Genomic DNA, 21,956 nt, shown 5'->3' with positions numbered 1-21,956 from the left:
TCACCGTAAGTACCGTTTATTGTTTGTATTCACTAACGTAACGTTTTAATTTATTTAAGTAATTACCTTTAATTTCGTCATCTAACCAGGCAACTTTAAATGAATTTTCTACCATGGTAACAATTTGATCTTGAGAAAAGCTTCCTTCCTTTTGAAGTTTAATGAGGTTCTCATTTAAATAGGCTCTAAAGTAAGCCGGATCGTCTGAATTAATTGTTACTAAGATATCCTTTTCAAGCATCTGATGAATTTCATCAGACGTGAGCGATTGCACAACAAATTGATTAGATACGGGGCAGACAGTGAGGCCTAATTTATTTTCTTTAATGAGTTTGCATAACGCTTCACTTTCTAGAGCATTAATGCCGTGATCTATACGGTCAACTTTTACTTCATTAATACACTGTTTGATATGCACTAAAGTATTTTTTTGATTTACATCGCAATGCATCGTGAGTTTTAAACCCAGCTTTTTAGCTTCAGAAAACACATCATAAAATTTACTGGGTGGGTTATTCCTTTCATCAGAATCTAACCCTACACCAATTAACCAATCAAGGTGAGGTGTTGCTAATAGTAAATGCTGCATAGCAGATTCTGCGCTCATATCGCGTAAAAAGCACATAATTAGCTGACTTTTAATACCTAACTCTCTTTCAGCATCAATTTGCGCTTTATGTATACCAGTAATAACCGTATCAAAGCTGACACCTCTTACTGTATGCGCCTGAGGATCAAAGAATATTTCTACATATAAAATTTCTTGGCTTCTAGCCTTATTTAAATAATCGTATGTTAATTGATAGAAATCATCTTCTTCTATCAATACATTCATGCCAGCATAATAAATAGTTAAAAAAGAAGGTAAATCATTAAAATCGTAAGCAGAAATTAATGCTTCAGGTGTTTCATAACTTAATTCAACTTTGTTCTTCTTCGCCAAAGCAAAGCTCAATTCTGGTTCTAGGGTACCTTCAATATGTACATGTAATTCTGCTTTGGGCATGTTTTCGATAAAACGTTGCATATAATCATTACTCTCTATTGATTTAATTAGTAATGAATAAGCAAACTTGATACCAACAGCGCAAGGCTTTAGTTGCGAGTACGGCTAGTTTATATTGGTGTTTAGTGTGAGAATAAATGCACTAAAAAGGTTATGCGCACAGTGTTAGTGCGATATTTAGGACTAATGTTTAAGTGAAATGGTTGTCGCTGAAACCATAAGATGACATAAAATATAACCATACAGTGTGACGTGGTTTAATTGATTCGACTACCCCAGTTAAGGAATAATGAACTTAACCGGAGAATGAAAATGACAACACGTAAAAAATATTCCAAGGAATTTAAACTTGATGCTATCTCTTTAGTCAGAGATCAAAACATTAGTATTTCTGAAGCTAGCAGGAATCTAGGGATTGGAAATCAAATGCTCGGCCGCTGGATCAAAGAAGCTGAAAATGAAGATGGTCAAGCTTTTCGAGGTAATGGAAAACTGACACCCGATCAAGAAGAAAATCGTCAATTAAAAGCGCAAGTCAAACGCCTAGAAATGGAGCGCGATATATTAAAAAAAGCGACGGTCTTCTTTGCAAAAGAAACGAAGTAAAATATTCGTTTATTACCCATCATAAGAAGATCTGGTCAGTGGTATTAATGTGCCGCGTATTGGGCGTGAAAACTAATAATTATTATAGTTATCAGAAACGTAATACAAGTAAAACAAATAATGCAACACATCAAGAAATGATTGAGTTAATAAAGGATATTGCCAAATTCAGTGACAATACTTATGGCGAAAGGCGTATTAAAGCGGTACTGAATGCTTTGAGTTTTCCTATCAGTCGATGGAAAGTAGCCAAATTAATGAAAGAGGCAAATGTTTGGGTTCGCTATAAAAAGAAATATAAAGTCACTACTAATAGTGCTCACAATAAGCCACTTTATAAAAATGAACTTGAACAAAACTTTACCATAGAGCAAGCAAATCAAGCATTTGTCGGTGATATTACTTACATTTGGACAGCAGAAGGTTGGCTCTATTTAGCCGTTGTTATTGACTTGTACTCTCGTAAAGTTGTTGGTTGGAGCATGGGGTCGAGAATGAAAGCTCAACTTGTCTGTGATGCACTAACAATGGCTATTTGGCAAAGAAGCCCTGAGAAAGGACTTATTGTTCATTCCGATCAAGGTGTTCAATACGCAAGTCACCAGTATAGACAATTACTCAATAACAATGGCTTTATTGGTAGTATGAGTAAAAAGGGTTGCTGTTGGGATAATGCCGTTGCTGAAAGCTTCTTTGGCAGCCTAAAGCAAGAGCGTGTTCACTGGAAAAATTATGAAACACGCTATGAAGCTCAACAAGATATAATGAATTACATAACCATGTGGTACAACAGTAACCGACTACACTCTTACTTAGGGTATCAAAGCCCTAATGATTTTGAATTGAAAATTAATGAGTTAGAAAAATTAGCTTAACTAGGGTGTCTGAATTTACTTGACCAGGTCAGTCTGCGATGGTTTTAAAGTCAGGGGTTAAACGCTCAAGAAGCCACATTAATTCAACATTGCGGTGAGTTTCTTTTTCTAATCGTCGAGATGATTGGATACGATTCAAATAACCATAAATATAGAGTTTGAGCATCATAGCTGGATGGTAACATGGGCGGCCAGTTGCTTTGGTTTTAACTTTTTCAAATCCTAATGAAGCTAAGTCTATACTATCAACAAAAGCATCAATGACTCTTACAGGATTTTCATCGGTAACAAAGTCATCTAACGCTTCAGGGAACAGGGTCGCTTGGGTTCTTGATTGGCCTTTTATGTGATGAGACATTACGGTAATCTCCTGCGTTGGTTTACCGCTTTATTATACTAAATCTTATCGTTGACTTGGATCCCCTACTAAGACCGATTGATCATATCAATTGTGTACTTAGTCCAAAAGGTGATCAAAACTGAGTTTTCACACAGTCTGAGCTTGCAGGAGTCATACACTCAAACCTGATTGAATATCAACGTGACTGGCTTCTGAGCCACCACAGCGGTCACTCGAAACAACTGAATTTATAAATACATGTTAGGGGTTAAAGCGTGATAATAGCTACATGTTTTTTTACTGGGGTATTCAAGAGGTTTGTGAATACAAACCCCGGTAAATAAACTAAAACCATTTTTTCTTTTTGAAAACCCATACTTGTAAAATAACTACAGCAATGAGTATTAAAATAAAAATACTAAATGCGTAAGTATTTTCAGAGCCAGGTATACCGCCAACGTTAATACCTAACAAACCAGTTAAAAACCCTAAAGGAAGAAATATTGCGGCAACAACCGATAGCACAAACATTCTATTATTCATTTGTTCGGTCAATTTATTATTTAACTCTTCTTGGCATACAATTGCTCGGTCTTTAATTGAGTCTAAATCTTCAATGTAGCGCGTCAAATGATCAGAGGTTTCTCGTAATTGTATTTTTTCTTCGTTTGAAAAAAGTGTGATTTTATCGCTTACTAATTGAGTCATTGCTTCTCGTTGAGGAGATAAATAACGTCTAAGGGAAATAATCTGTCTTCGTAAATCAGAGAGCTCATTTCGCAGATCATAACTATTTGCTGCTAAAGTGTTCTCTTCTATTTCTGATACATTATCTTCTATTTCATAAAGAGTTTGACTCATTCTTACAATCAAATTTTCGGTCATTAAAGTGATAAATTCTGACGCACTTTTAGGGCCGCAATTGTTATCAAAATTTGTCGCTATATCTTTGGTTGATAGTAAAGTACGAGCACGTGTACTGATAATATTATTTTTAGTAAACCATATACGGATAGATACCATATCTTGAGGATCACTATTTGGCGCTAGGTTTACGCCTCTTAATGATAGTAATACTCCGTCATTAAGCATGGTCGCTCTAGGGCGTGTTTCATCATTTAGTAAAGCACTAATAACAACAGGATTTAAATCCTCTTGCTGTTCTAGCCATTGTTTAGTTTCGTCTTTCGTATAATCAAAATGCAACCAGTAAGGGCGATTACTTTCTAACGTATCGAGTGATGAAATAGTGTCGTCTTGGTTACGTTGATCAAAATAATAACCATAAATAAAGTCTGCTTGACTCATAATTACCTCAAAATTGTTATCTCTAACAAAAATATAATTTGCTATAGAATTTCTATAACAATAACAATGTACCGCAGCCTAAGAATGCGATAAAACCAAAAATATCAGTGACGGTAGTTAAGATTACAGCCCCAGACAAAGCAGGATCAATTTTAAATTTAGTTAATATCCAAGGTATCCAAACACCAGATAGGGAAGCAACCAGAATATTACCTAAGATAGCGAGACAAATGGTGACCGACAACATAGGATTTGAAAACCAATAAAAAGTAATTATACCTATGACTGTTGCCCAGAGTATGCCATTGATTGCACCGACTTTTAGCTCTTTATTGATGATTGCTTGTCTATTTGCATCACTTATTTGTCCTAATGCTAAACCCCTAATAATTAGCGTTAATGTTTGACTACCTGATATTCCTCCCATTGACGCAACTACTGGCATAAGTACTGCTAAAGCAACCACTTGCTGTAAGGTGGCTTCAAATAATCCGATAAACCAAGAAGCTAAAAAGGCGGTTACTAAATTAATCCCTAACCAAATAGCACGGTTTTTACTACTTAACCAAACACTAGAGAATAAATCTTCTTCTTCGCTTAAACCGGCTGACTGAATTAACTGGTTATCAGTTTGTTGTTCTTTGTATTTATATGCTGAATGTAAGTCTAAACGACCGGTTAAACAGCCATTTTCATCTACAACTGGTAATGCTAATTTACCTGAAAGAATAACGGCTTCAGCTGCTTCATCCATATTCTTAGTGCTATCTAAGAAAATAAACTCTTCATCGATCAATTCGGCTAATGGTTGTTCATCATTTAAGAGCAGTAATTTATTAATTGCTACTTCACCGAGTAAAACAGATTGATTATCAATAATATAAATAACTTCACTGCAAGCCACTTGTTTTTTTGAGCAGATTTTCTTAGCAGCTGATACTTTTAGTTTGGCGAATATTTTGTTTTCATCGAAACTTTGCCAATGGCCAACTTCTTCTTCTGAATAATCTTGGGCTTTTTTGAAGTGATCGCGTTGTTTTGCTGTCATTTTAGAGATCGCGTATTCAATAAAGCGCGCACTCAAATCTTCGGTAAGCTCAAGTAAACTATTTGCATCTAACTTATCAAATAATGGCAGACAGGCATCATCATCCATTGCATTTAACAGCATTTGCCTAGATTCATTTTTCATTTCTAGGAAAATATTTTGCTGGTACTCACTACTAAGTTCTTTCCAAAGCATTAAACGAGGCTTTATTGGAAACGCTTCGAGTAAAATGGCAGTATTTTCAGGTAACAATTCACGTTCAATTTCTACGGTAAGTGCATTGAGTGGTAATTCATGAGTAAAAAGCTCATCTACTTTTTCAATATATTCAGGTAATAACTCTAAAGACATTACTTTTCCTAATAGGCCGTTGTTCAACAAATTTTTTTAATTAAACTAAGTGAAATTTTACGTTTTAATCTATTACACATTTAACTATAGAATTACATTATTAACTATTAATAATGTGATAAATTTTATGGAAATGCCAAAATTACAGCCCTTTGCAATAAAGACACAACGTTTTTCGTTTTATTCTAAGCTGTGGCGTTTACTTTTTAGAAAAAGACAATGGCAGCTTGTTGAAGATTGGCATTATGTATTACCAAACAAAAGAGTCATTATTATTCCTAAAGGCTTTGTATTTGATGGTAGTTCATATCCTTCACTCGTATGGATCTTTTTTTCACCAACAGGACTGTTATTAATTCCGGTTATATTGCATGACTTTTGCTTTACGTATGATTATTTATGGGCAAAGCAGGGTGATCGTGTTTATAAATTTAAAACGGGTAATGGTTTTTATAAATGGTCCGCATTAATACGTAATGTTGGAATAGAAAGGAATGAATTATTATTGATTGATTATTTTATGTGGCTTGTTTGTATTAGCTTTGGCTGGATAAATTGGTTCACTTTTCAAAGAAAGATGTCAGAGGAATTATTTCCTGTTAATGCAAACAAAAATTTAAATTTATAGTTATAAACTAGATATAAAGTAGTTGGAAATAGCTTTGATATTATCGAGGTTGCCCCTAACGTTAAAATTAGGACGACGGCAATTATCCATTTATTATAAACGGCTCAATATGACAAAAGCCAACGTTGAGAGGAAATTTTATCGACTAACCTTTGTTTAGATTTACCATGCTTAATCTTATCCTGTAGGTAAAGTGAATAATTGAGCGGTATTTAAATCTCTCTCATTTGTATCAAACTTTATGTCGTTAATTGACATTTTGTCACAATATTTTTCAATAGCAGCGATATCTTTAGTACTTATTTGTAGTAAATTCTTTTGCATCATGCCATCGACGTATGCACTACTGCCATTTAAGTTAATATTAGCTACTGCACTATAAGGGTCGCCGTAGTTTTTAACACGTAAAGCTTTAACCATTTTCACTTCGAAGATCCAATCGTTGATTTTAATATGACGACTTATTCTCTCATTCATCTTTGTACCCCTTATTGATATGTGTGCAGTTATAATTTTATTGATTGATAACCAACATTAGCTGACAGCATATACTGTCAGCTAACGTAATCAAACTAATGATTACTTAGGTTAACTTTACAAAGTATTTTATAAAATATTTTACAAAGTAGTCATTTCATCATTGCTCTTGGTTTGTCGTTGTTCTTTGTTAAAATATGTAGGTGGCGCCTAAATAGAAAGTACGACCGTTTTCAGTCGCGTTGTATAATCTATCAGCTGAATCACTGTACTGTTCTTCTTTTACATCAGTTAAGTTAGTGCCTTCAATGGTTACTTTTAGTTGTTCAGTTATATTGTAAAAGGCTGAGAAATCAACATAGGTGGTTGCATGAAAACCACGCTCATCTTCATCACTGTTTGAAGAAACATCTGAAATGTAATCACTGCGGTAAGCAGCCGAAATACGTGCTCCCCAACTCTCTTGTTCAAAATAAAGGGTAAAGTTACCTGAATGCTCAGATAGTCCCGGAAATGGTTTATATTCATCAATCCCAGTGTTACCTACGTTTCGATACAAGGCTTCGCCGTCGGCATAAGTGTAATTAACAATTAAACCAATATTATTTAGTGGCTCAGGTAAGAAGTCTAAATCTCGCTGAAACGCCATTTCATAACCGCTAATGTCGCTTTTATCGGTATTAATTGGCTGAATAACGGTATACATAGTATCTGCTGTTTGTGGATTGCCATTGGCGTCAACGTCACCTAAAAATGATAATGAATAACCAGTATTCCCATACGCTAATGATGCTGTATTGGTAACAATGAAATTATCAATTGATTTAGTGAAGTAGGCGACAGATACATAACCAACTTCATCAAAGTAATATTCTATTGCGGTTTCGAAATTGGTTGATTCAAATGGTTTTAGTCCTGGATTACCTGATGAAATGCTAAGGCCATTTGTTGAGTTAGGATCATTTTGTACCGTTCCTGTTGCATTTAATGCCGATAACGAAGGACGTGTGACATTCTTTCCAAGACTTGCTCGTATCACTAAATTATCAGTGGCTTCCCAAGCAAGGTTTAATGTTGGCAATACACCAGAGTATTCTTGAGTTACTTCAGTAAGTTCATTATTTACTAAACCTATCGAGCTAATATTTGTACTGTAATATCGTGCCCCTATATTGCCTCGTAAAAAACCATTAAAAAAATCAGCACCAAATTCGTATTGTAGATAAGCACCTAACGTTTCTTCTTCTACTTGGTTAGAGTAGTCGGCCTGAGGTAAGTTGCTATTTATGCCATAGGCATTTAATACACCTGGTATGTCAACGGCTAACCATTGTTGTTCGTTATGGCCTGTATAGGTATAAGTTAAACTAGGATCAATAATATCGCTTACATTTCCTTGTTCCCAGTCGGTACGCAAGATATTCTCAGTTTTATTTTCCCATGCTTCATTTTTAAAGTTTTTTAAAGAAATACCTGCAGTAATAGTACCTGCAGTGTCTAGCATATAAACTGTGTCTAACTTGGCAAGATCAAAACTATTCGATATTTGATCTTCTTCTAGATCAATTTCGTGATAACGATATTCATTAACGTCAGTTACATCGTAACCATAGGTGTTAACGCCATAGAATTTATCTTTGGTATAATCAATTGTTTGGTCGCCAAATGATTCTAAGTAGACTTTAGTGCTACCAGTATCAAAATCACTATTAGAGTGACCAATTAAAGCTTTTAAAGTGAAGCTATTGGTGATGTTCCATTCACTATTTAACACCATTTGGGTTAATGTAGTATCAGCATTTTGTTGACGACTTTCTGAGTGAATCGCTGCGTTTTCAAAACGTGAATAAATTACTTCGTTACCCGCATTATATTGTATATCGACCAAACTTGAGCAAGTAGGCGCGTTAGCTTCCGCTTGGATACTACTATAACTTGGACCTGTGCAGCCTAATGCAGTAGAGCTTGAGCCTCTGCTTTGCAGGTGAAATTCATTACGGTCGTTATCCAAAACACCGTATAAGCCATCAAACCCTATTTTAAAGTTACTACTAGGGCGATACTGTAAAGCAACGGTTGCACCAATACGGGTTTGTTCATTTTCAAATGAAGAGTAACGGCTACCGCGTGAAAATCTTAGGTCACCACTGTTAACGGCATCTTGGTCTTCCTGAGATAGAGCCGAAATATCTGACCCATCTGCATTTTGTAATCGCCAACGGTAGGTATTAAAGCCTTGTTCATTGGTATTACGTTTGCTGTAGGCGACCGATGCTAAAGCACCAAAATCTCCCCACGTATTCGAAATTAATGCTGCTACTCTAGGGCTTGTACCATCGGCTAAAGTATTTTGTCCTATTTGACCACTAATCGCCCCTTTAAAGCCGTCATAATCAAAAGGTTTAGCGGTTACTAAATTAACTGTTCCACCGATGCCACCTTCATCCATATCGGCTGAGAAAGACTTGTTCACATCAACACGGTTGAATAATTCAGAAGCAAAAATGTTAAAATCAAAAGCGCGTGAGCGACTGATTGAGCCACGACTATCCATAGCCGAAGATGAAGTGCCTAATGCTTCCATTCCATTAAGCTGTACTTGGGTAAAATCTGGGCCTAAGCCACGTAATGATATTTGTCGGCCTTCACCACCTTCACGAGTAATGGCAACACCAGGAATACGCTGCAATGCATCAGCAAGGTTAAGATCTGGAAAGTCGGCTATATCTTCAGCTACAATTGAATCTTGCGTACCCAATGCATTTCGTTTTAAGTCTTTTGCTTGAAGTAAGCTACCGCGAAAGCCTTTAATTTCAATTGTTTCTATTTCATCTTCATTTGTATCAGTTTGCGCTAAGGTTGTTATTGATACAGAGCTGAGAGCGCCAATAATAGCTAAAGCTAGCGTCTTTTTGGCGAAGTGCTTTTTCATGTGAATCTCCGTTTATAATTTACTAATGAGCTCGCAAGGGGCGAATGACGAATATAAAATAAAGCTTTAAATGCTGAGTTATTGGTTTTAAAAAGGATGCTACATAGATTGTGCCATTGGATAATTGAGCTGCTATTCTCTTAGGGATAAATTCAATCAATGTTTTGCCTATTAACGTTACATTTGTGTAGTGTGGAGTAACTTTTAGATTTGGTTCAATTATTTAGCTTTAGTTAGAGCGCACTAAATGATCAAAAAAGCCGGCTGTAAAGGGGGACAGCCGGCTTAAGAGATCAAACTAGTGATTAACAGCCGAGTAAATACTAGTCTTCAGCATTGGCCATATCTGATACTTTCTTTTTCAACTGAGCAATAAAACTATTGAATTCAGTTTCTTCAATTTGGCTATCTTGGTTGGCATCGATATTATTAAATTCTTCTTGCAAGAAGGTAAGGTGAGAAACAGCAACTTCATCTTGACTTAACATGCCATTAGCATCGCCGTCTAATTCAGCAATTAATGCAGGAAAGCTAAGCTGTTGTTCTATTTTAGGTTGAGCATTTTCTATCGTTGCACTTAGTTTATCTTCAGCATTTACAAAATTAGAAGCAAGAGCAGCAGTAATTACCATCATAGTAACTTTGAATAAATTAATGTTTTTCATTTTGATATCCTTTTTAATTGTAGTTGAGCAACGCTCGATGCGTATTTACGATAAAATCCATAACTAGTTAAATAAATCAGTTTATATGCACTATTTACTCTCGGTTATGTGTTCGAATATGGTGTATGCATACTCTGTACCAGTTTTTTAAGTTGCTGTTTTTTAAGTTTTTAATTGTATTTTAAGGTTTGTTTTTACGTTTTGTTGTCTCTATTTGGAGACAGGTTTATTTGTTTGATAAAGTTTTATGAAAATAAAACAACTGGTTTTTAAATAAGTCGATATAAATCAATAGTTAACGACAAATGTTTTTTTTAAAAGAGTTGTCTCTTATTTGAGACATCATTGTATTTACTATGAAAATGTCATAAAAAGGCGTTGAATTAATGATGAGAGGTTTTTCCGAGTGCTTTGGCTGAATAAATTAAAGATTGATATTGGTAGTAAATTAAATCGAATAAAGTCGTTATCAATAAAGACATTAACTTTTTTGGGATTTACGCTAGTGGCGCTACCTTTAGTGTTGGCGCTTTTATATAGTGCTAAGCAAGTAAATGAACTCTCTAAGCAGGGAGCTAGCTCTATTTTTACAGTGGCAGAGTTAATTAATACTAATCAGAAAATAAATAATACGTTAAAAAAAATGGAAAGGTATGCCAGTCAGTATTTAGTGCTACAAGATAATGAGTTAAAAGATAATTATATTATTGAGCAACAAATATTACAGGCAACAAACGAGAAGCTACACCAATTCGACGATAGCGCAATAAAGCAATTAAGTGAGCAATTCTCAATATCAATACTTCAAGTACACCAGAGTATAATGATCCCCAGCATTACTACATCAAATATCGATAGCGTAGCAGCAGTAACGTCTTTAGAAGAATTACAAAATCAATTCAAACGATTAATTAATATTAATGAGGAAATAGATACGCGTAGTCGCGAGTTTATAAGCCAACAAGCTCAAGGTATCAAAGATGCCACAGAGCGTGTAAGCCATACCTTATTACAAAGCTTATTTATTATTCCTATTTCGTTATTAATTGCGGGTATATTTATTATTTTAATTACTCAGCCCCTTAAGCGATTAATTCTAAAAATAGGAAGACTTCAACAAGGTAATTTTGAACAAGATACTAATTTACCCGCAGACTATGTTGCTGGTTTTCTTGAAATTAAAGAAATAAATGATGCTTTAAATCGCATGAGAAGTCGTTTACATGCGTTAGAGTTACAAAAATCGAGTTTTATCCGACATATTTCTCATGAATTAAAAACCCCTTTAGCAGCAATACGAGAGGGTACAGAGTTAATTTATGATAACAGCGTTGGCCCGCTTAATACTGATCAACAAGAGATCACCAAAATTATTCGTAACAGTACGACTAGATTACAGCGTTTAATTGAAGAGTTGCTTGATTTTAACATTGTTTTAGACTCAACAAGTTTACAAGATAAGGAAACAATTAATTTATCAGAACTTATTGAGCAAGTCTTAAACGATAGAATATTAGATATTAAACGAAAAAACATTAGGATAGAAAAAGATTATATCAATATCACAATTGAAAGTAATGTGAAGCAACTTAATGTTATTATTGATAATTTATTATCTAACGCTATAAAATATTCACCTGAAAATGGCGTTGTAAAAATAGCCGCTATTATGAGTGATTATCAGTTGGTATTTTCAGTCAGTGATCAAGGCGATGGTATTGAAGATTATCAGCAAGCTAAAGTTTTTGATGCTTTCTATCAAGGAACACCAGCCAAAGAATATAATATTAAGAGTAGCGGCCTTGGTTTAACTATTGTTAAAGAGCTGCTGATGAGATTAAATGGTGATATTACGCTTATTAGTCAAACAGAGCCGCCTAGTGGCACAACAATGAAAATTATACTTAAGAGTGTTGGTATTGGAGATAAGCAATGAATTTAGTTATAAATACACAAAATATAAAACGAGGCTTTATGTTTTATAAAATGTTTTTCATTGTGTTTGTTAGTTTTGGGATTGCTGCATGCCAAAGTACCACGCCAATTCAGAAACCATTAAATGTCCAAAGCATTGAAGAAGATCCTAATAAAGCGATTGCTACTAACACAACAAGTTTTGGCCAGTATTATCTAAAGCTTAAAACTTTATCAGACAGTGAGTTGCAAAAAGAGATAGAAGAGCAACAAGCTAAAAAACGTGAAGGCAACATTGAAGCTGGCATTCACTTAATTTTATTATACAGCTTACCCAACACTTCTATTCATAATGTTTATTCGGCCAAATCACAACTGAATGAGCAATTAAAAACGTATCAAAATTATCCTTTAAGTACCGCAGACCAAGCCTTTATTCGTTTACTAAAAGATCAATTAAATCAGCAGTTATTCTTATTTCAGAAGTTAATTAACCAAGAGCTTGCTTATGATACGCAAGTGACTAGGAATCGCATCAGTGAGAAAAAGCAATTTAATAAAATAGCCGCGCTTGAATTAACGGTTACACAGTTAACGGAACAAATTACTCAATTGAAAAAAATAGAACAAAATATTAGTGAGCATGGACAATAAATTATGAAATCATTAGATCATCAGCCCGTCACTAATGTCGATCAAGATAAAATTTTAATTGTTGACGATGATCCTAGTCTATTACGTTTGTTAGGTATTCGTTTGTCGGCGGCAGGGTATTTAGTTGAATCAGCGGCCAATGCAAAAATGGCATTAGGCATGTTAAAAAGCTTCCATCCTCAGTTAGTTATTAGCGACTTACGTATGGAAGGAATGGATGGTATGGCGTTATTTGAACAAATACGTCAACAATCACCTAATGTTCCCGTTATTATTATGACAGCGCACGGTACAATTCCAGATGCTATTAATGCAACAAAACAAGGGGTCTTTAGTTTTTTAACTAAACCTTTTGAAAGCCAACAGTTACTTGAAACAGTGGCACAAGCCATTCGTTTACAACCCTCAAACTCTAGTAGTAAAGACAAAGAAGCAATATGGCGTGAAAAAATAATTAGTCGTAGTGCTATTATGGAGTCGTTATTACAGCAAACCAAGCAGGTTGCTACAAGTGATTTTAGCTTACTTATCCATAGTGAAAGTGGTACGGGTAAAGAGTTATTAGCACAAGCGATACATCAAGCAAGTCATCGTTCGGACAAGCCATTTACCGCGATTAACTGTGCAGCAATTCCAGAACAATTATTAGAGTCAGAGTTATTTGGTCATGTAAAAGGAGCTTTTACCGGTGCAGATAAAAGTTACCAAGGACTCTTTCAAGCTAGCGATGGCGGTACATTATTTTTAGATGAAATTGGTGATATGCCAATGGGGTTTCAGGTTAAGCTACTAAGAGCCTTACAAGAAAAAGAAGTGCGTCCTGTTGGTAGCACGCAAGCGGTTAAAGTGGATGTTAGAATAATTTCAGCGACTCATAAAAATTTACAGGAAGCGATAAAAGAAAAAACGTTTAGAGAAGATTTATACTATCGTTTAAATGTTGTTGAGCTAGAATTACCGCCGTTAATAGAGCGCCGTGAAGATATCCCTTTACTTGCTCAACACTTTCTTAATTATAGTAGTCAACAAACGAGTCTTGATATTAATGGTTTTTCACAAGAAGCGATGGAAATACTGATTGCTGCTCCGTGGCCAGGAAACATTAGACAGTTACAAAATGTTGTTGAACAGAGTGTCGCTTTGTCTAGAGAAAGTATTATTGTTGCGAGTTTAGTTAAAAATGCTTTGCGTGATGAAAGCAGTTCGTTACCATCCTTTCAGCAAGCCAAAGATGAATTTGAACGGGATTACCTTGCTAAATTATTAAAATTAACTGCAGGTAATGTTTCTCAAGCCGCTAAAATTGCCCAGCGTAATCGTACTGAATTTTACAAGCTCTTGAATCGTCATCACCTTTCTGCTGAAGCGTTTAGAACGGCAGAATAATATAGATAGAACAAGGTTGCTTAATCAGCTTTTACTTGAACAAAGTGGAGGCTGATTTCCCCTTGCGATTCCCAAGAACAGTTAGCTCCTTGGGGAACAAATAGTGCTTCACCTATGTTAACTACTATTTTACTTTCTTGTGCATCGGTACAAATAAGACACCCAGATTTGACTAAAATGAATTCATTATAAGGGAAGGCAATAAGCCCCGTTTTAAAGTGTCCACCTTGCCATACTCCAGCGGTAAAATTTTTATTCTGGCTTTGATATTCAACCTTTTTTTTGTAACCGTCAGAGGTGTTTTGCCAAGGTGTTTCGTTTTTTTCATCAATGAAAAAAACATTTTCATATTTTTCTGATCTGGATAACGATTCTATTGGTGCTTGGTAGGTGAGCTGAAAAGTTATTAAATCAGTACTTTGTTGCCATTGGTAGTCATAACCTTTTGGAATAACAAAGCTTTCACCCTTATTTGCCGTTTCAGCTTTACCATTAATATTATTTTTTATACTAACAGTGCCTTCTACGATAGTGACGAACTCATCACTGCCATGAGACGTAGTTATATTCACGCTGTTATTACTAGCTTGAATACCAACATATAGCCCTAGTGATCTATTTTCATAATAACTTTTAGAGCATTTGTTTTGTGGTGATAGTTTTAATAACTTTATCTCGTTCTCTATCGGCTCTTTACTTAATTCAGAAGAGGTTGTTTGTAATTGCACTATTTTATTTTTAGCCATGCTGCACTCTGTTAGGGATATCTTATGTATGTTTTTTTGAACGGCATTCACTTTTAATGGTAGTTATTCTATGAAAATATTAAGTGGATAAAATGATTCAATTAATAATAAATAAGTTTAAATACACTGTACTCTGCTGAAAAGTAAATATGTATATCTCAATGAAAATAAAAGATAGATATAGGTATTGTATTGGTATATAAAACAGACGTTGAACTGAATAGCTGATATTGTGCATTAAAAGTTACTCGTCGCATATGCTCACGCTTAGATTTATCCTTTTAATGTGGCTAATACTTGCCCAATCACATCATAGAACAAATAATGACCTTACCTAACGCTAGTTTTCTTGACGATGATTCATCATTGTTTGAATCACTATTTGAATTTATCGCTAATGATATTATTGAAAAAGGTTACAGTATTCGACCTTATGCATTGCCTGAAAATTTAACGAATTTATTATTAAACCATATTACTGAGTTACCTGAGTCAAACTTTAAGCGAGCAGGTATTGGTCGTGCTAAAGATCATATTATTAACGATTTTATTAGAACAGATGAAATTAGTTGGATAACTGGTAACAGTGAAGCAGGCAGTGCTTGGATATCATGGACTGCAGCATTACAAGCCTATTTGAATCGACGCTTATTTCTTGGTTTATTTTCTTTTGAGAGTCATTTTGCTCGTTATACAAAAGGTGATTTTTATAAAAAACATAAAGACGCTTTTAAAGGTGAGGGAAATCGAGTGTTATCTGTAGTGGTATACCTTAATCAACATTGGTCTGCAGATGATGCTGGCGAGTTAGTGATCTATGATAAAAATTTACCAGCTTCCGCTGTTATTGATAACAAAAAAGTAACCGTTATCCCAAGTTTTGGCACTATAGTGGTATTTTTAAGTGAAGAATTTGTTCATGAGGTTTTACCTGCGAAGCGTGACCGTTATTCTATAGCGGGTTGGTTTCGTTTAAACAATAGTATTGCTAATAATATTGATCCTCCAAGCTAATATTACGGCCTTTGGTTTTTAACTAACTTATGCTTGTTTTTATTAAATACCTAAATACCTAAATACTTAAATATCAAATACCTAACTTGGCCTAAAACTAGCGCCAAGTCGAATTTTATAATGTACTGTTTGATTTATTAATCAAGTAGTACAAGGTTATTTAACTAAGTTAAGTATCTCTTTAAATTCGCTAGCTCTACAATCTTTAACAAGTTCATATAAACACATTTCTAGTCCAGAAATATCAACGCCTCTATTAACGAGTTTTTTTATTGCTAACTCTTTATTTGCAAGGGTACGAGAAGATATACAGTCTGTCACCAACTGTACTTTTAAGCCTAATAAGTGTAAATGCAATGCAGTTTGATAAACACAAATATGTGCTTCAATACCAGAAATAAGCCAAGTATCAACATCCGTGGCCTTAAGCTGTTCTATAAAGGAAGGCTCTTCACATCCGTCAAAGGTAAATTTAGTAATAGGAGGCGTTGTTGCTAATAAAGTGCTTAATTCTTCCGTTGTAGAACCAAGTTTATCAGGATTTTGCTCAAGTAAGATAACCGGCAAATCAAGCGCTTTTGCTCCTTTAATGAGTTTTTCACAATTTGAAATTAACGTATGACTATCATGAACTAAGCGTGCAAGTTTTCCTTGTATGTCAACGACAATAAGGCCCGTTTTTTCTCGCTTTAGCATAGCTATATCCTAAGTTTAAATTTAGTGTGTGTTCAATATATCAATAACAATGTTTGAATCAAGCTTAATTAATTTAATAGAATCGGTATAATGCGAACAATTACGACAATAAAGAATAGAAAACCATGATACAAAAAATAAATACGTTAAATGATCTTTACCAATATTTAGACAATCTTTTTGATCAAGATGTTGATAGTGATACGCTCTTTGCTGGTGGTTACCTTCGCGGTTTTGTTTCGTTGGCAGCAACTGAAAGTGGTGATGAACAACAAACTATGTCGGTAGCCTTAGTGGATAATGTTTCACAAAGATTAGCGAATGCAAAATCTGAACTTAGTCCACAAGATAATGCGATAGTCCAAAATTTCTGGTCTGTTGTGCAAGGTTTAATGTAATACGGATTAAGTTTATACTCTGTTAATGTATCCGAGGTATTGTTAAATTTTTCGTCTAATAATATCTCGAATGACAAAACGATTTGGACTTAAATTGAAAAGCATATCGTTATCAACAGGGTAAGGCGTACCACACAAGTCAGCTGCTAGAATATCGGCAGCCAATGGTGCTGAACATAGCCCTCTAGCACCAAATCCCATCATGACATATAAATTATCAATAACCGGTGCAATTTGATCATACTTCCAGTTTTTATCTTTGGCTAAATGTGGATATATTTCAATGTGTTTTTCTATATCAGGTATAGCACCCACTATTGGCATATGATCGGGGGTCATGCAGCGTAACCTTGATTTACTTCTAACAATGTCACTTGTATCCCAACCTATTTTTTGAGTTAATTCAGGTAGGCAAGTTGATAACATATTTAGATTGAATTGATCTTCTTCAGGTGTTGCTGTGGTTCTTGTACAGTCTTTATTAAATGTTGCGCCAATAGCATGCATATTGTTATGTTGAGGGGTTAAATAACCTTTATGACATATCACTGTTGAAAGGTCACTGATACTTTCATTGGTATTCATGTTGGTTACTTGGCCTTGAACTGAGCTAAAAGGTAATTGTTTTACCCAGTCAAAATCAATTATTTCTGCACCTCCACAAAAGACAACAACACAAGCATCGAATTCACCTTTATTGGTGAGTAACGTCCAGTTTTTCTGATGACTATTGTTAGGTTTTCCTGTTTCTATTTTTTTTATTTTATTTACCAATATATTATTTTCAACTTTTAATCGACCAGTGGCTTTTGCTGCATTGATTATTTGTTTAACCGCATCTTGAGGTGATATCCAGCCTGCATGTGGCATAAATAAACCACCATGAGTTAACTCTATATTAGCTAACTCACTTGCCTTGTTAGCATCAACCCTATGAATTAGTTTTGTTGGCCAAGTGGCTAACTCATTAAACTTCTGTTGACGTTTTTCAAGTGCCTCTTTATAGGCTATTTCTAATAAGCCACACCATTGATGAGGAAAACTAAAACCATCTTCAATAATCGTATTATAAAGTGTTTTAGCTCGCCAAAATGCTTGTTGATAAAACAAGCTAATATCATCGGCTTGTTGGTGTAATAAAGGATATAAAGCACCAATCGCGTTACTTGATGCGCCTTGAGCAAGCGAGTTATCTTTACAGTAGATAGTTACTTTAATGCCTTGTTTAGTTAAAGCTAATGCGGCACAAGCTGAAGCAATACCACCGCCGATAATGCTGACATGTTGCGGTTTAGTGATAATAGAGCGAAGTTGATACCCTTTTTTTGAATGAGGGTTTTGTTGAAAAACGCCAGTTAACATTTCGTGCTTATTACCGATACAGGCTGTTTTTTGTGTTCTAAATCCAACGTCTTGCATTTGTCTTTTTACAAAACCAGCGACAGTAAAGGTGGCTATGCTAGCTTCAGGTTTCGATAAACGACCTATTTGTTCGAATAATGCCTTACTCCACATTTCTGGATTTTTAGCAGGAGAAAAACCATCGAGATACCAAGCGTCAGCTAAGTCATTTTTTTTTGCATTAATGTTTGATAAGCCTTCGGTGGCATCATTAATAATAACTTTGAGTGTGACTTTATGATTAAAAAAACTAAGTGAAAATTCTTCAATTTTATCGGCGTCACAAGATAACTCTGGGTATTGCGCTAATAGTAAATCGGAAAAATAAGTTAATTGCGGCAATGCTTGTAATGATTTAGTTAACTGTTGCTTAGTAAGCGGAAATTTTTCAACGCTAATAAAAGATAATTCAGGCAGTTCTTTGTGTGTGACTTCTTGCTGTAATTTATGGTACGCCTGTAAGGTCAATAGAAAATTAAGACCCGTACCAAACCCTGTTTCCATAATAACAAAACGGTCATCTTTGTGTTTTATTCTATTACTGATATTGTTCCCTAATAAAAAAACTTGTTCGCTTTGTTGATATCCTGATTCACTATCAAAATAGATATCGGTAAATTGTTTAGAATAAGGCGCACCATCTTGTTGAAAGCTTAATTCAGGGGATGATATAACAGGTTTTTTCAAAAGAAACTCAACTATATACAGTTAATAATGTCTGAGATTTTACGTTAATTTTAGCTTTAGATCAGCGTTATTATATTTTTATTGCTGTGATAACGTAGATATTCTATCAGTAACATTATATTATGGTGTACAAGTGTACGCTGGTTGATATGTTTTTAGTTTACTTGTTGTACCAGTTATTAGATTAAGTTCAGTATAATGCTCAGTATGTTTTTGTGTATAAAAGTCTGAACTTTCCAAATTCGTACTTAATTTTTTATTAAACAATGGTTATTTAAATGAAACGTGTAGTAATCACCGGTATCGGTATTGTGTCTAGCATTGGTAATAATGCTGATGAGGTTTTAGCCTCTCTAAAGTCAGGAAAATCAGGAATTACATACTCAGAGAGTTTTGCTGAACAAGGATTAAAAAGTAATGTTTGGGGTAAACCGAATATTGACATTAAAGATCATATTGATCGTAAAGCATTGCGCTTTATGGGTGATGCAGCCGGTTATGCCTACATAGCTATGGAGCAAGCCATTAGTGATGCGAAGCTAACAGAAGAACAAGTATCCGATTTTAGAACGGGTATTGTTGCTGGTAGCGGTGGTGCATCGTCAGCAAATATTGTTGCTTCTTGTGATACTTTACGTAACCGTGGTATTCGTCGTGTTGGCCCTTATGCAGTACCTAAAACAATGGGTAGTACTGTTTCTGCTTGTTTAGCTACACCATTTAAAATTAAAGGCGTTAACTACTCTATCAGCTCTGCTTGTGCAACGAGTGCTCACTGTATTGGTCATGCAATGGAGCTTATCCAACTAGGTAAGCAAGATGTTGTTTTTGCTGGTGGTGGTGAAGAAGTTGATTGGTCTTTAGCTATGATGTTTGACGGCATGGGCGCATTATCTGCAGGTCGTAACGATACACCTGAGTTAGCATCACGTACTTATGATGCAGACAGAGATGGTTTTGTTATTTCTGGTGGTGGCGGTATGGTTGTTGTTGAAGAATTAGAGCATGCATTGGCTCGTGGCGCACATATTTATGCTGAAATTGTTGGTTATGGCGCAACATCTGATGGCTATGACATGGTAGCACCAAGCGGTGAAGGCGCTGTACGTTGTATGCAACAAGCAATGGAAGGTGTTGAAGGCGAAATTGATTATTTAAATACTCATGGTACCTCTACACCTGTTGGCGATGTTAAAGAGTTAGGTGCAATTCAAGAATTATTTGGTGAAAATTCACCATCAATCAGCGCAACAAAAGCAATGACTGGTCATGCATTAGGCGCTGCTGGTGTTCATGAAGCTATCTATTCTATTTTAATGATGGAAAATAGTTTTGTTGCGCCATCTATTAATATTGATAACTTAGATGAGCAAGCAAAAGGCTTAGATATTGTAACGGAAAAGCTTGATAAAGAACTTAACCTAGTAATGTCTAATAGTTTTGGCTTTGGCGGAACTAATGCAACGTTAGTGATGAAAAAATATAAATAATAGCCTTTAGCAAGGGGACTTAAATAAAGCCATATTAAGTATTTACTTATTATGGCTTTTTTATTGCTTGCCTCTGCAAGTGCAGTTACTCTATAACTTAGTTTTTGAACACTCCCGCTAAATAAATAAATGAAAAATTAATGAAAATATTCTTCGATGAAAATATGCCTTACGCTAAAGAGTTTTTTAACGATTTTTGTAAGGAAGGGGACTTGATACCTTTCTCTGGGCGAAACTTAACAGCAGAACAAATAATAGATGCTGATGTATTATTGGTTCGCTCAATCACTAAAGTTAATGAAGCGCTTTTAAAAAAGAATAAAAAGCTTAGCTTTGTTGGTACCGCAACTATTGGATTAGATCATATTGATCAAACCTACCTAGCTCAACGCAATATAGATTTTCATTCCGCACCTGGCTGCAATGCTATTTCTGTTGCGGAATATGTTATCAGTAGTTTGGTGGTGTTAGCGGAACGCTATTTATTAAATTTAAGCCAATTAACGGTTGGTATTGTTGGTGGTGGTAATACTGGAACACGGTTGAGTGAAAAGCTAACAGCGTTAGGTATTCCATATAAAATTTGTGACCCTTTACTTGAGCATAATAAAGAAGATACAAGAGAATTTTCATCGTTAGAAGAGGTGTTAGCGTGTGATGTTATTTCATTACATGTGCCCAAAATTACTGATGGTGATTATCCAACCTATCATTTATTAAATGAAGAACGCTTAGTTAAATTAAAAGACAATCAAATATTAATTAATGCTTGTCGTGGTGAAGTCATTGATAATCGTGCTTTATTAGCATTAAAACTACAAGGCCATGGATTAAGAGTTGTGCTGGATGTATGGGAAGGTGAGCCGGAAGTATTAACGCCACTTATTGAACATACAGAAATAGCGACAGCACATATTGCGGGTTATAGCTTAGAAGGAAAAGCAGGTGGAACAGAAATGCTTTATCAGGCATTATGTCGCCATATAGAAAAACGTCAGAATATTAGTCTTGAGCCAAAACGTAAATTAATTAATTTTTTACCTCCAGCAAATATTTCAGAAGTAAAATTAAATCAAGAATTTAATGAAGAATTGCTAAACCAACTGGTAAAAATGGTTTACGATGTAAGACGTGACGATGCTATTTTCCGTCAGCAATTATCAATTAAAGGTTTTGATAGCTTAAGAAAGAACTATCCGGTAAGACGGGAGTTTTCAGCAGTACAAGTTACATTGTCATCTAGTACCTCAAGTGATGTGCCACATCGCTTAGGTTTTAATAAAACATAAACTAGCATTAGTTTAGCTAAATTTAACGAAAAAAGAGAGAGGATC

Annotated in this window: 18 protein-coding genes and 1 pseudogene; 9 read left to right on the top strand and 10 right to left on the bottom strand. The window is 35.0% G+C overall.

Annotated elements, in window-relative coordinates:
* Positions 1-16: 16 nt before the first annotated feature.
* Positions 17-1,027 carry an adenosine deaminase gene (gene add / locus GQS55_RS14555; RefSeq protein ID WP_159821191.1) on the bottom strand — a complete coding sequence of 337 codons (1,011 nt, stop codon included), beginning with the start codon at positions 1,025-1,027 and terminating at the stop codon, positions 17-19.
* A gap of 291 nt (positions 1,028-1,318) precedes the next feature.
* Between add and GQS55_RS14550 the strand changes: the two genes are divergently transcribed.
* Positions 1,319-2,487 (top strand): IS3 family transposase gene (locus tag GQS55_RS14550; RefSeq protein WP_159817992.1). Its coding sequence is split into 2 segments (ribosomal slippage): positions 1,319-1,562 and positions 1,562-2,487, totalling 1,170 coding nucleotides; the frame shifts between segments, so codons are not numbered across the junction.
* 31 nt (positions 2,488-2,518) lie between these two features.
* Here the strand turns inward: GQS55_RS14550 and GQS55_RS14545 are convergent.
* From GQS55_RS14545 to GQS55_RS14535, 3 genes and pseudogenes are all read right to left on the bottom strand, one after another.
* Positions 2,519-2,845: pseudogene (locus GQS55_RS14545) on the bottom strand (transposase); the annotation flags it as partial.
* Between the two features lie 327 nt (positions 2,846-3,172).
* Positions 3,173-4,135: a zinc transporter ZntB gene (locus GQS55_RS14540; RefSeq protein ID WP_159821190.1), complete on the bottom strand. Its 963-nt coding sequence runs from the start codon at positions 4,133-4,135 to the stop codon at positions 3,173-3,175.
* A gap of 52 nt (positions 4,136-4,187) precedes the next feature.
* Positions 4,188-5,534 (bottom strand): magnesium transporter, encoded by a 1,347-nt coding sequence (locus GQS55_RS14535; RefSeq protein ID WP_159821189.1) that lies wholly within the window; start codon positions 5,532-5,534, stop codon positions 4,188-4,190.
* Between the two features lie 127 nt (positions 5,535-5,661).
* Between GQS55_RS14535 and GQS55_RS14530 the strand changes: the two genes are divergently transcribed.
* Positions 5,662-6,162, top strand: a complete 501-nt coding sequence (locus GQS55_RS14530) for a DUF1353 domain-containing protein (protein ID WP_159821188.1) — start codon at positions 5,662-5,664, stop codon at positions 6,160-6,162.
* Positions 6,163-6,339: 177 nt separating this feature from the next.
* On the opposite strand, the gene GQS55_RS14525 is transcribed toward GQS55_RS14530, so the two are convergent.
* The 3 genes from GQS55_RS14525 to GQS55_RS14515 form a co-directional block, all read right to left on the bottom strand.
* A complete protein-coding gene (locus GQS55_RS14525) occupies positions 6,340-6,639 on the bottom strand; it encodes a hypothetical protein (protein WP_159821187.1) in 300 nt (99 codons plus the stop codon).
* Between the two features lie 190 nt (positions 6,640-6,829).
* Positions 6,830-9,571, bottom strand: coding sequence for a TonB-dependent receptor (locus GQS55_RS14520; protein ID WP_159821186.1), 2,742 nt, complete (start codon positions 9,569-9,571; stop codon positions 6,830-6,832).
* 323 nt (positions 9,572-9,894) lie between these two features.
* Positions 9,895-10,236, bottom strand: coding sequence for a hypothetical protein (locus GQS55_RS14515; RefSeq protein ID WP_159821185.1), 342 nt, complete (start codon positions 10,234-10,236; stop codon positions 9,895-9,897).
* 406 nt (positions 10,237-10,642) lie between these two features.
* On the opposite strand from GQS55_RS14515, the gene GQS55_RS14510 reads away from it, so the two are divergent.
* The 3 genes from GQS55_RS14510 to GQS55_RS14500 are packed head-to-tail and all read left to right on the top strand — an operon-like array spanning position 10,643 to position 14,190.
* Positions 10,643-12,172: a HAMP domain-containing sensor histidine kinase gene (locus GQS55_RS14510; protein WP_159821184.1), complete on the top strand. Its 1,530-nt coding sequence runs from the start codon at positions 10,643-10,645 to the stop codon at positions 12,170-12,172.
* A complete protein-coding gene (locus GQS55_RS14505) occupies positions 12,169-12,804 on the top strand; it encodes a hypothetical protein (RefSeq protein WP_159821183.1) in 636 nt (211 codons plus the stop codon). The genes GQS55_RS14510 and GQS55_RS14505 overlap by 4 nt, the downstream gene beginning before the upstream one ends.
* A 3-nt stretch (positions 12,805-12,807) precedes the next feature.
* On the top strand, positions 12,808-14,190 hold the full coding sequence (locus GQS55_RS14500; protein ID WP_159821182.1) for a sigma 54-interacting transcriptional regulator: 1,383 nt from the start codon (positions 12,808-12,810) through the stop codon (positions 14,188-14,190).
* A 20-nt stretch (positions 14,191-14,210) separates the two neighbouring features.
* On the opposite strand, the gene GQS55_RS14495 is transcribed toward GQS55_RS14500, so the two are convergent.
* Positions 14,211-14,936 (bottom strand): hypothetical protein, encoded by a 726-nt coding sequence (locus tag GQS55_RS14495; protein ID WP_159821181.1) that lies wholly within the window; start codon positions 14,934-14,936, stop codon positions 14,211-14,213.
* A gap of 324 nt (positions 14,937-15,260) precedes the next feature.
* Between GQS55_RS14495 and GQS55_RS14490 the strand changes: the two genes are divergently transcribed.
* Positions 15,261-15,950, top strand: a complete 690-nt coding sequence (locus GQS55_RS14490) for a 2OG-Fe(II) oxygenase (RefSeq protein WP_159821180.1) — start codon at positions 15,261-15,263, stop codon at positions 15,948-15,950.
* Between the two features lie 156 nt (positions 15,951-16,106).
* Here GQS55_RS14490 and GQS55_RS14485 read toward each other — a convergent pair whose 3' ends face one another.
* Positions 16,107-16,646, bottom strand: coding sequence for an isochorismatase family protein (locus GQS55_RS14485; protein ID WP_159821179.1), 540 nt, complete (start codon positions 16,644-16,646; stop codon positions 16,107-16,109).
* 125 nt (positions 16,647-16,771) lie between these two features.
* Between GQS55_RS14485 and GQS55_RS14480 the strand changes: the two genes are divergently transcribed.
* On the top strand, positions 16,772-17,044 hold the full coding sequence (locus GQS55_RS14480) for a YfcL family protein (RefSeq protein ID WP_159821178.1): 273 nt from the start codon (positions 16,772-16,774) through the stop codon (positions 17,042-17,044).
* Between the two features lie 42 nt (positions 17,045-17,086).
* Here GQS55_RS14480 and mnmC read toward each other — a convergent pair whose 3' ends face one another.
* Entirely contained in the window at positions 17,087-19,132 is a 2,046-nt protein-coding gene (gene mnmC, locus GQS55_RS14475) for a bifunctional tRNA (5-methylaminomethyl-2-thiouridine)(34)-methyltransferase MnmD/FAD-dependent 5-carboxymethylaminomethyl-2-thiouridine(34) oxidoreductase MnmC (RefSeq protein ID WP_159821177.1), read from the bottom strand.
* 278 nt (positions 19,133-19,410) lie between these two features.
* Here mnmC and fabB point away from each other — a divergent pair, with 278 nt between their 5' ends.
* Both fabB and GQS55_RS14465 read left to right on the top strand, forming a co-directional pair.
* Positions 19,411-20,622, top strand: coding sequence for a beta-ketoacyl-ACP synthase I (fabB, locus tag GQS55_RS14470; protein WP_159821176.1), 1,212 nt, complete (start codon positions 19,411-19,413; stop codon positions 20,620-20,622).
* A gap of 140 nt (positions 20,623-20,762) precedes the next feature.
* Positions 20,763-21,911, top strand: a complete 1,149-nt coding sequence (locus tag GQS55_RS14465; RefSeq protein ID WP_159821175.1) for a 4-phosphoerythronate dehydrogenase — start codon at positions 20,763-20,765, stop codon at positions 21,909-21,911.
* The last annotated feature ends 45 nt before the right edge of the window (positions 21,912-21,956 follow it).

The organism is Colwellia sp. 20A7, from assembly GCF_009832865.1.
GTDB lineage: Bacteria > Pseudomonadota > Gammaproteobacteria > Enterobacterales > Alteromonadaceae > Colwellia.
Note: the sequence above shows the minus strand (reverse complement) of the source record. Positions and strands in the feature narration are given on the sequence as shown.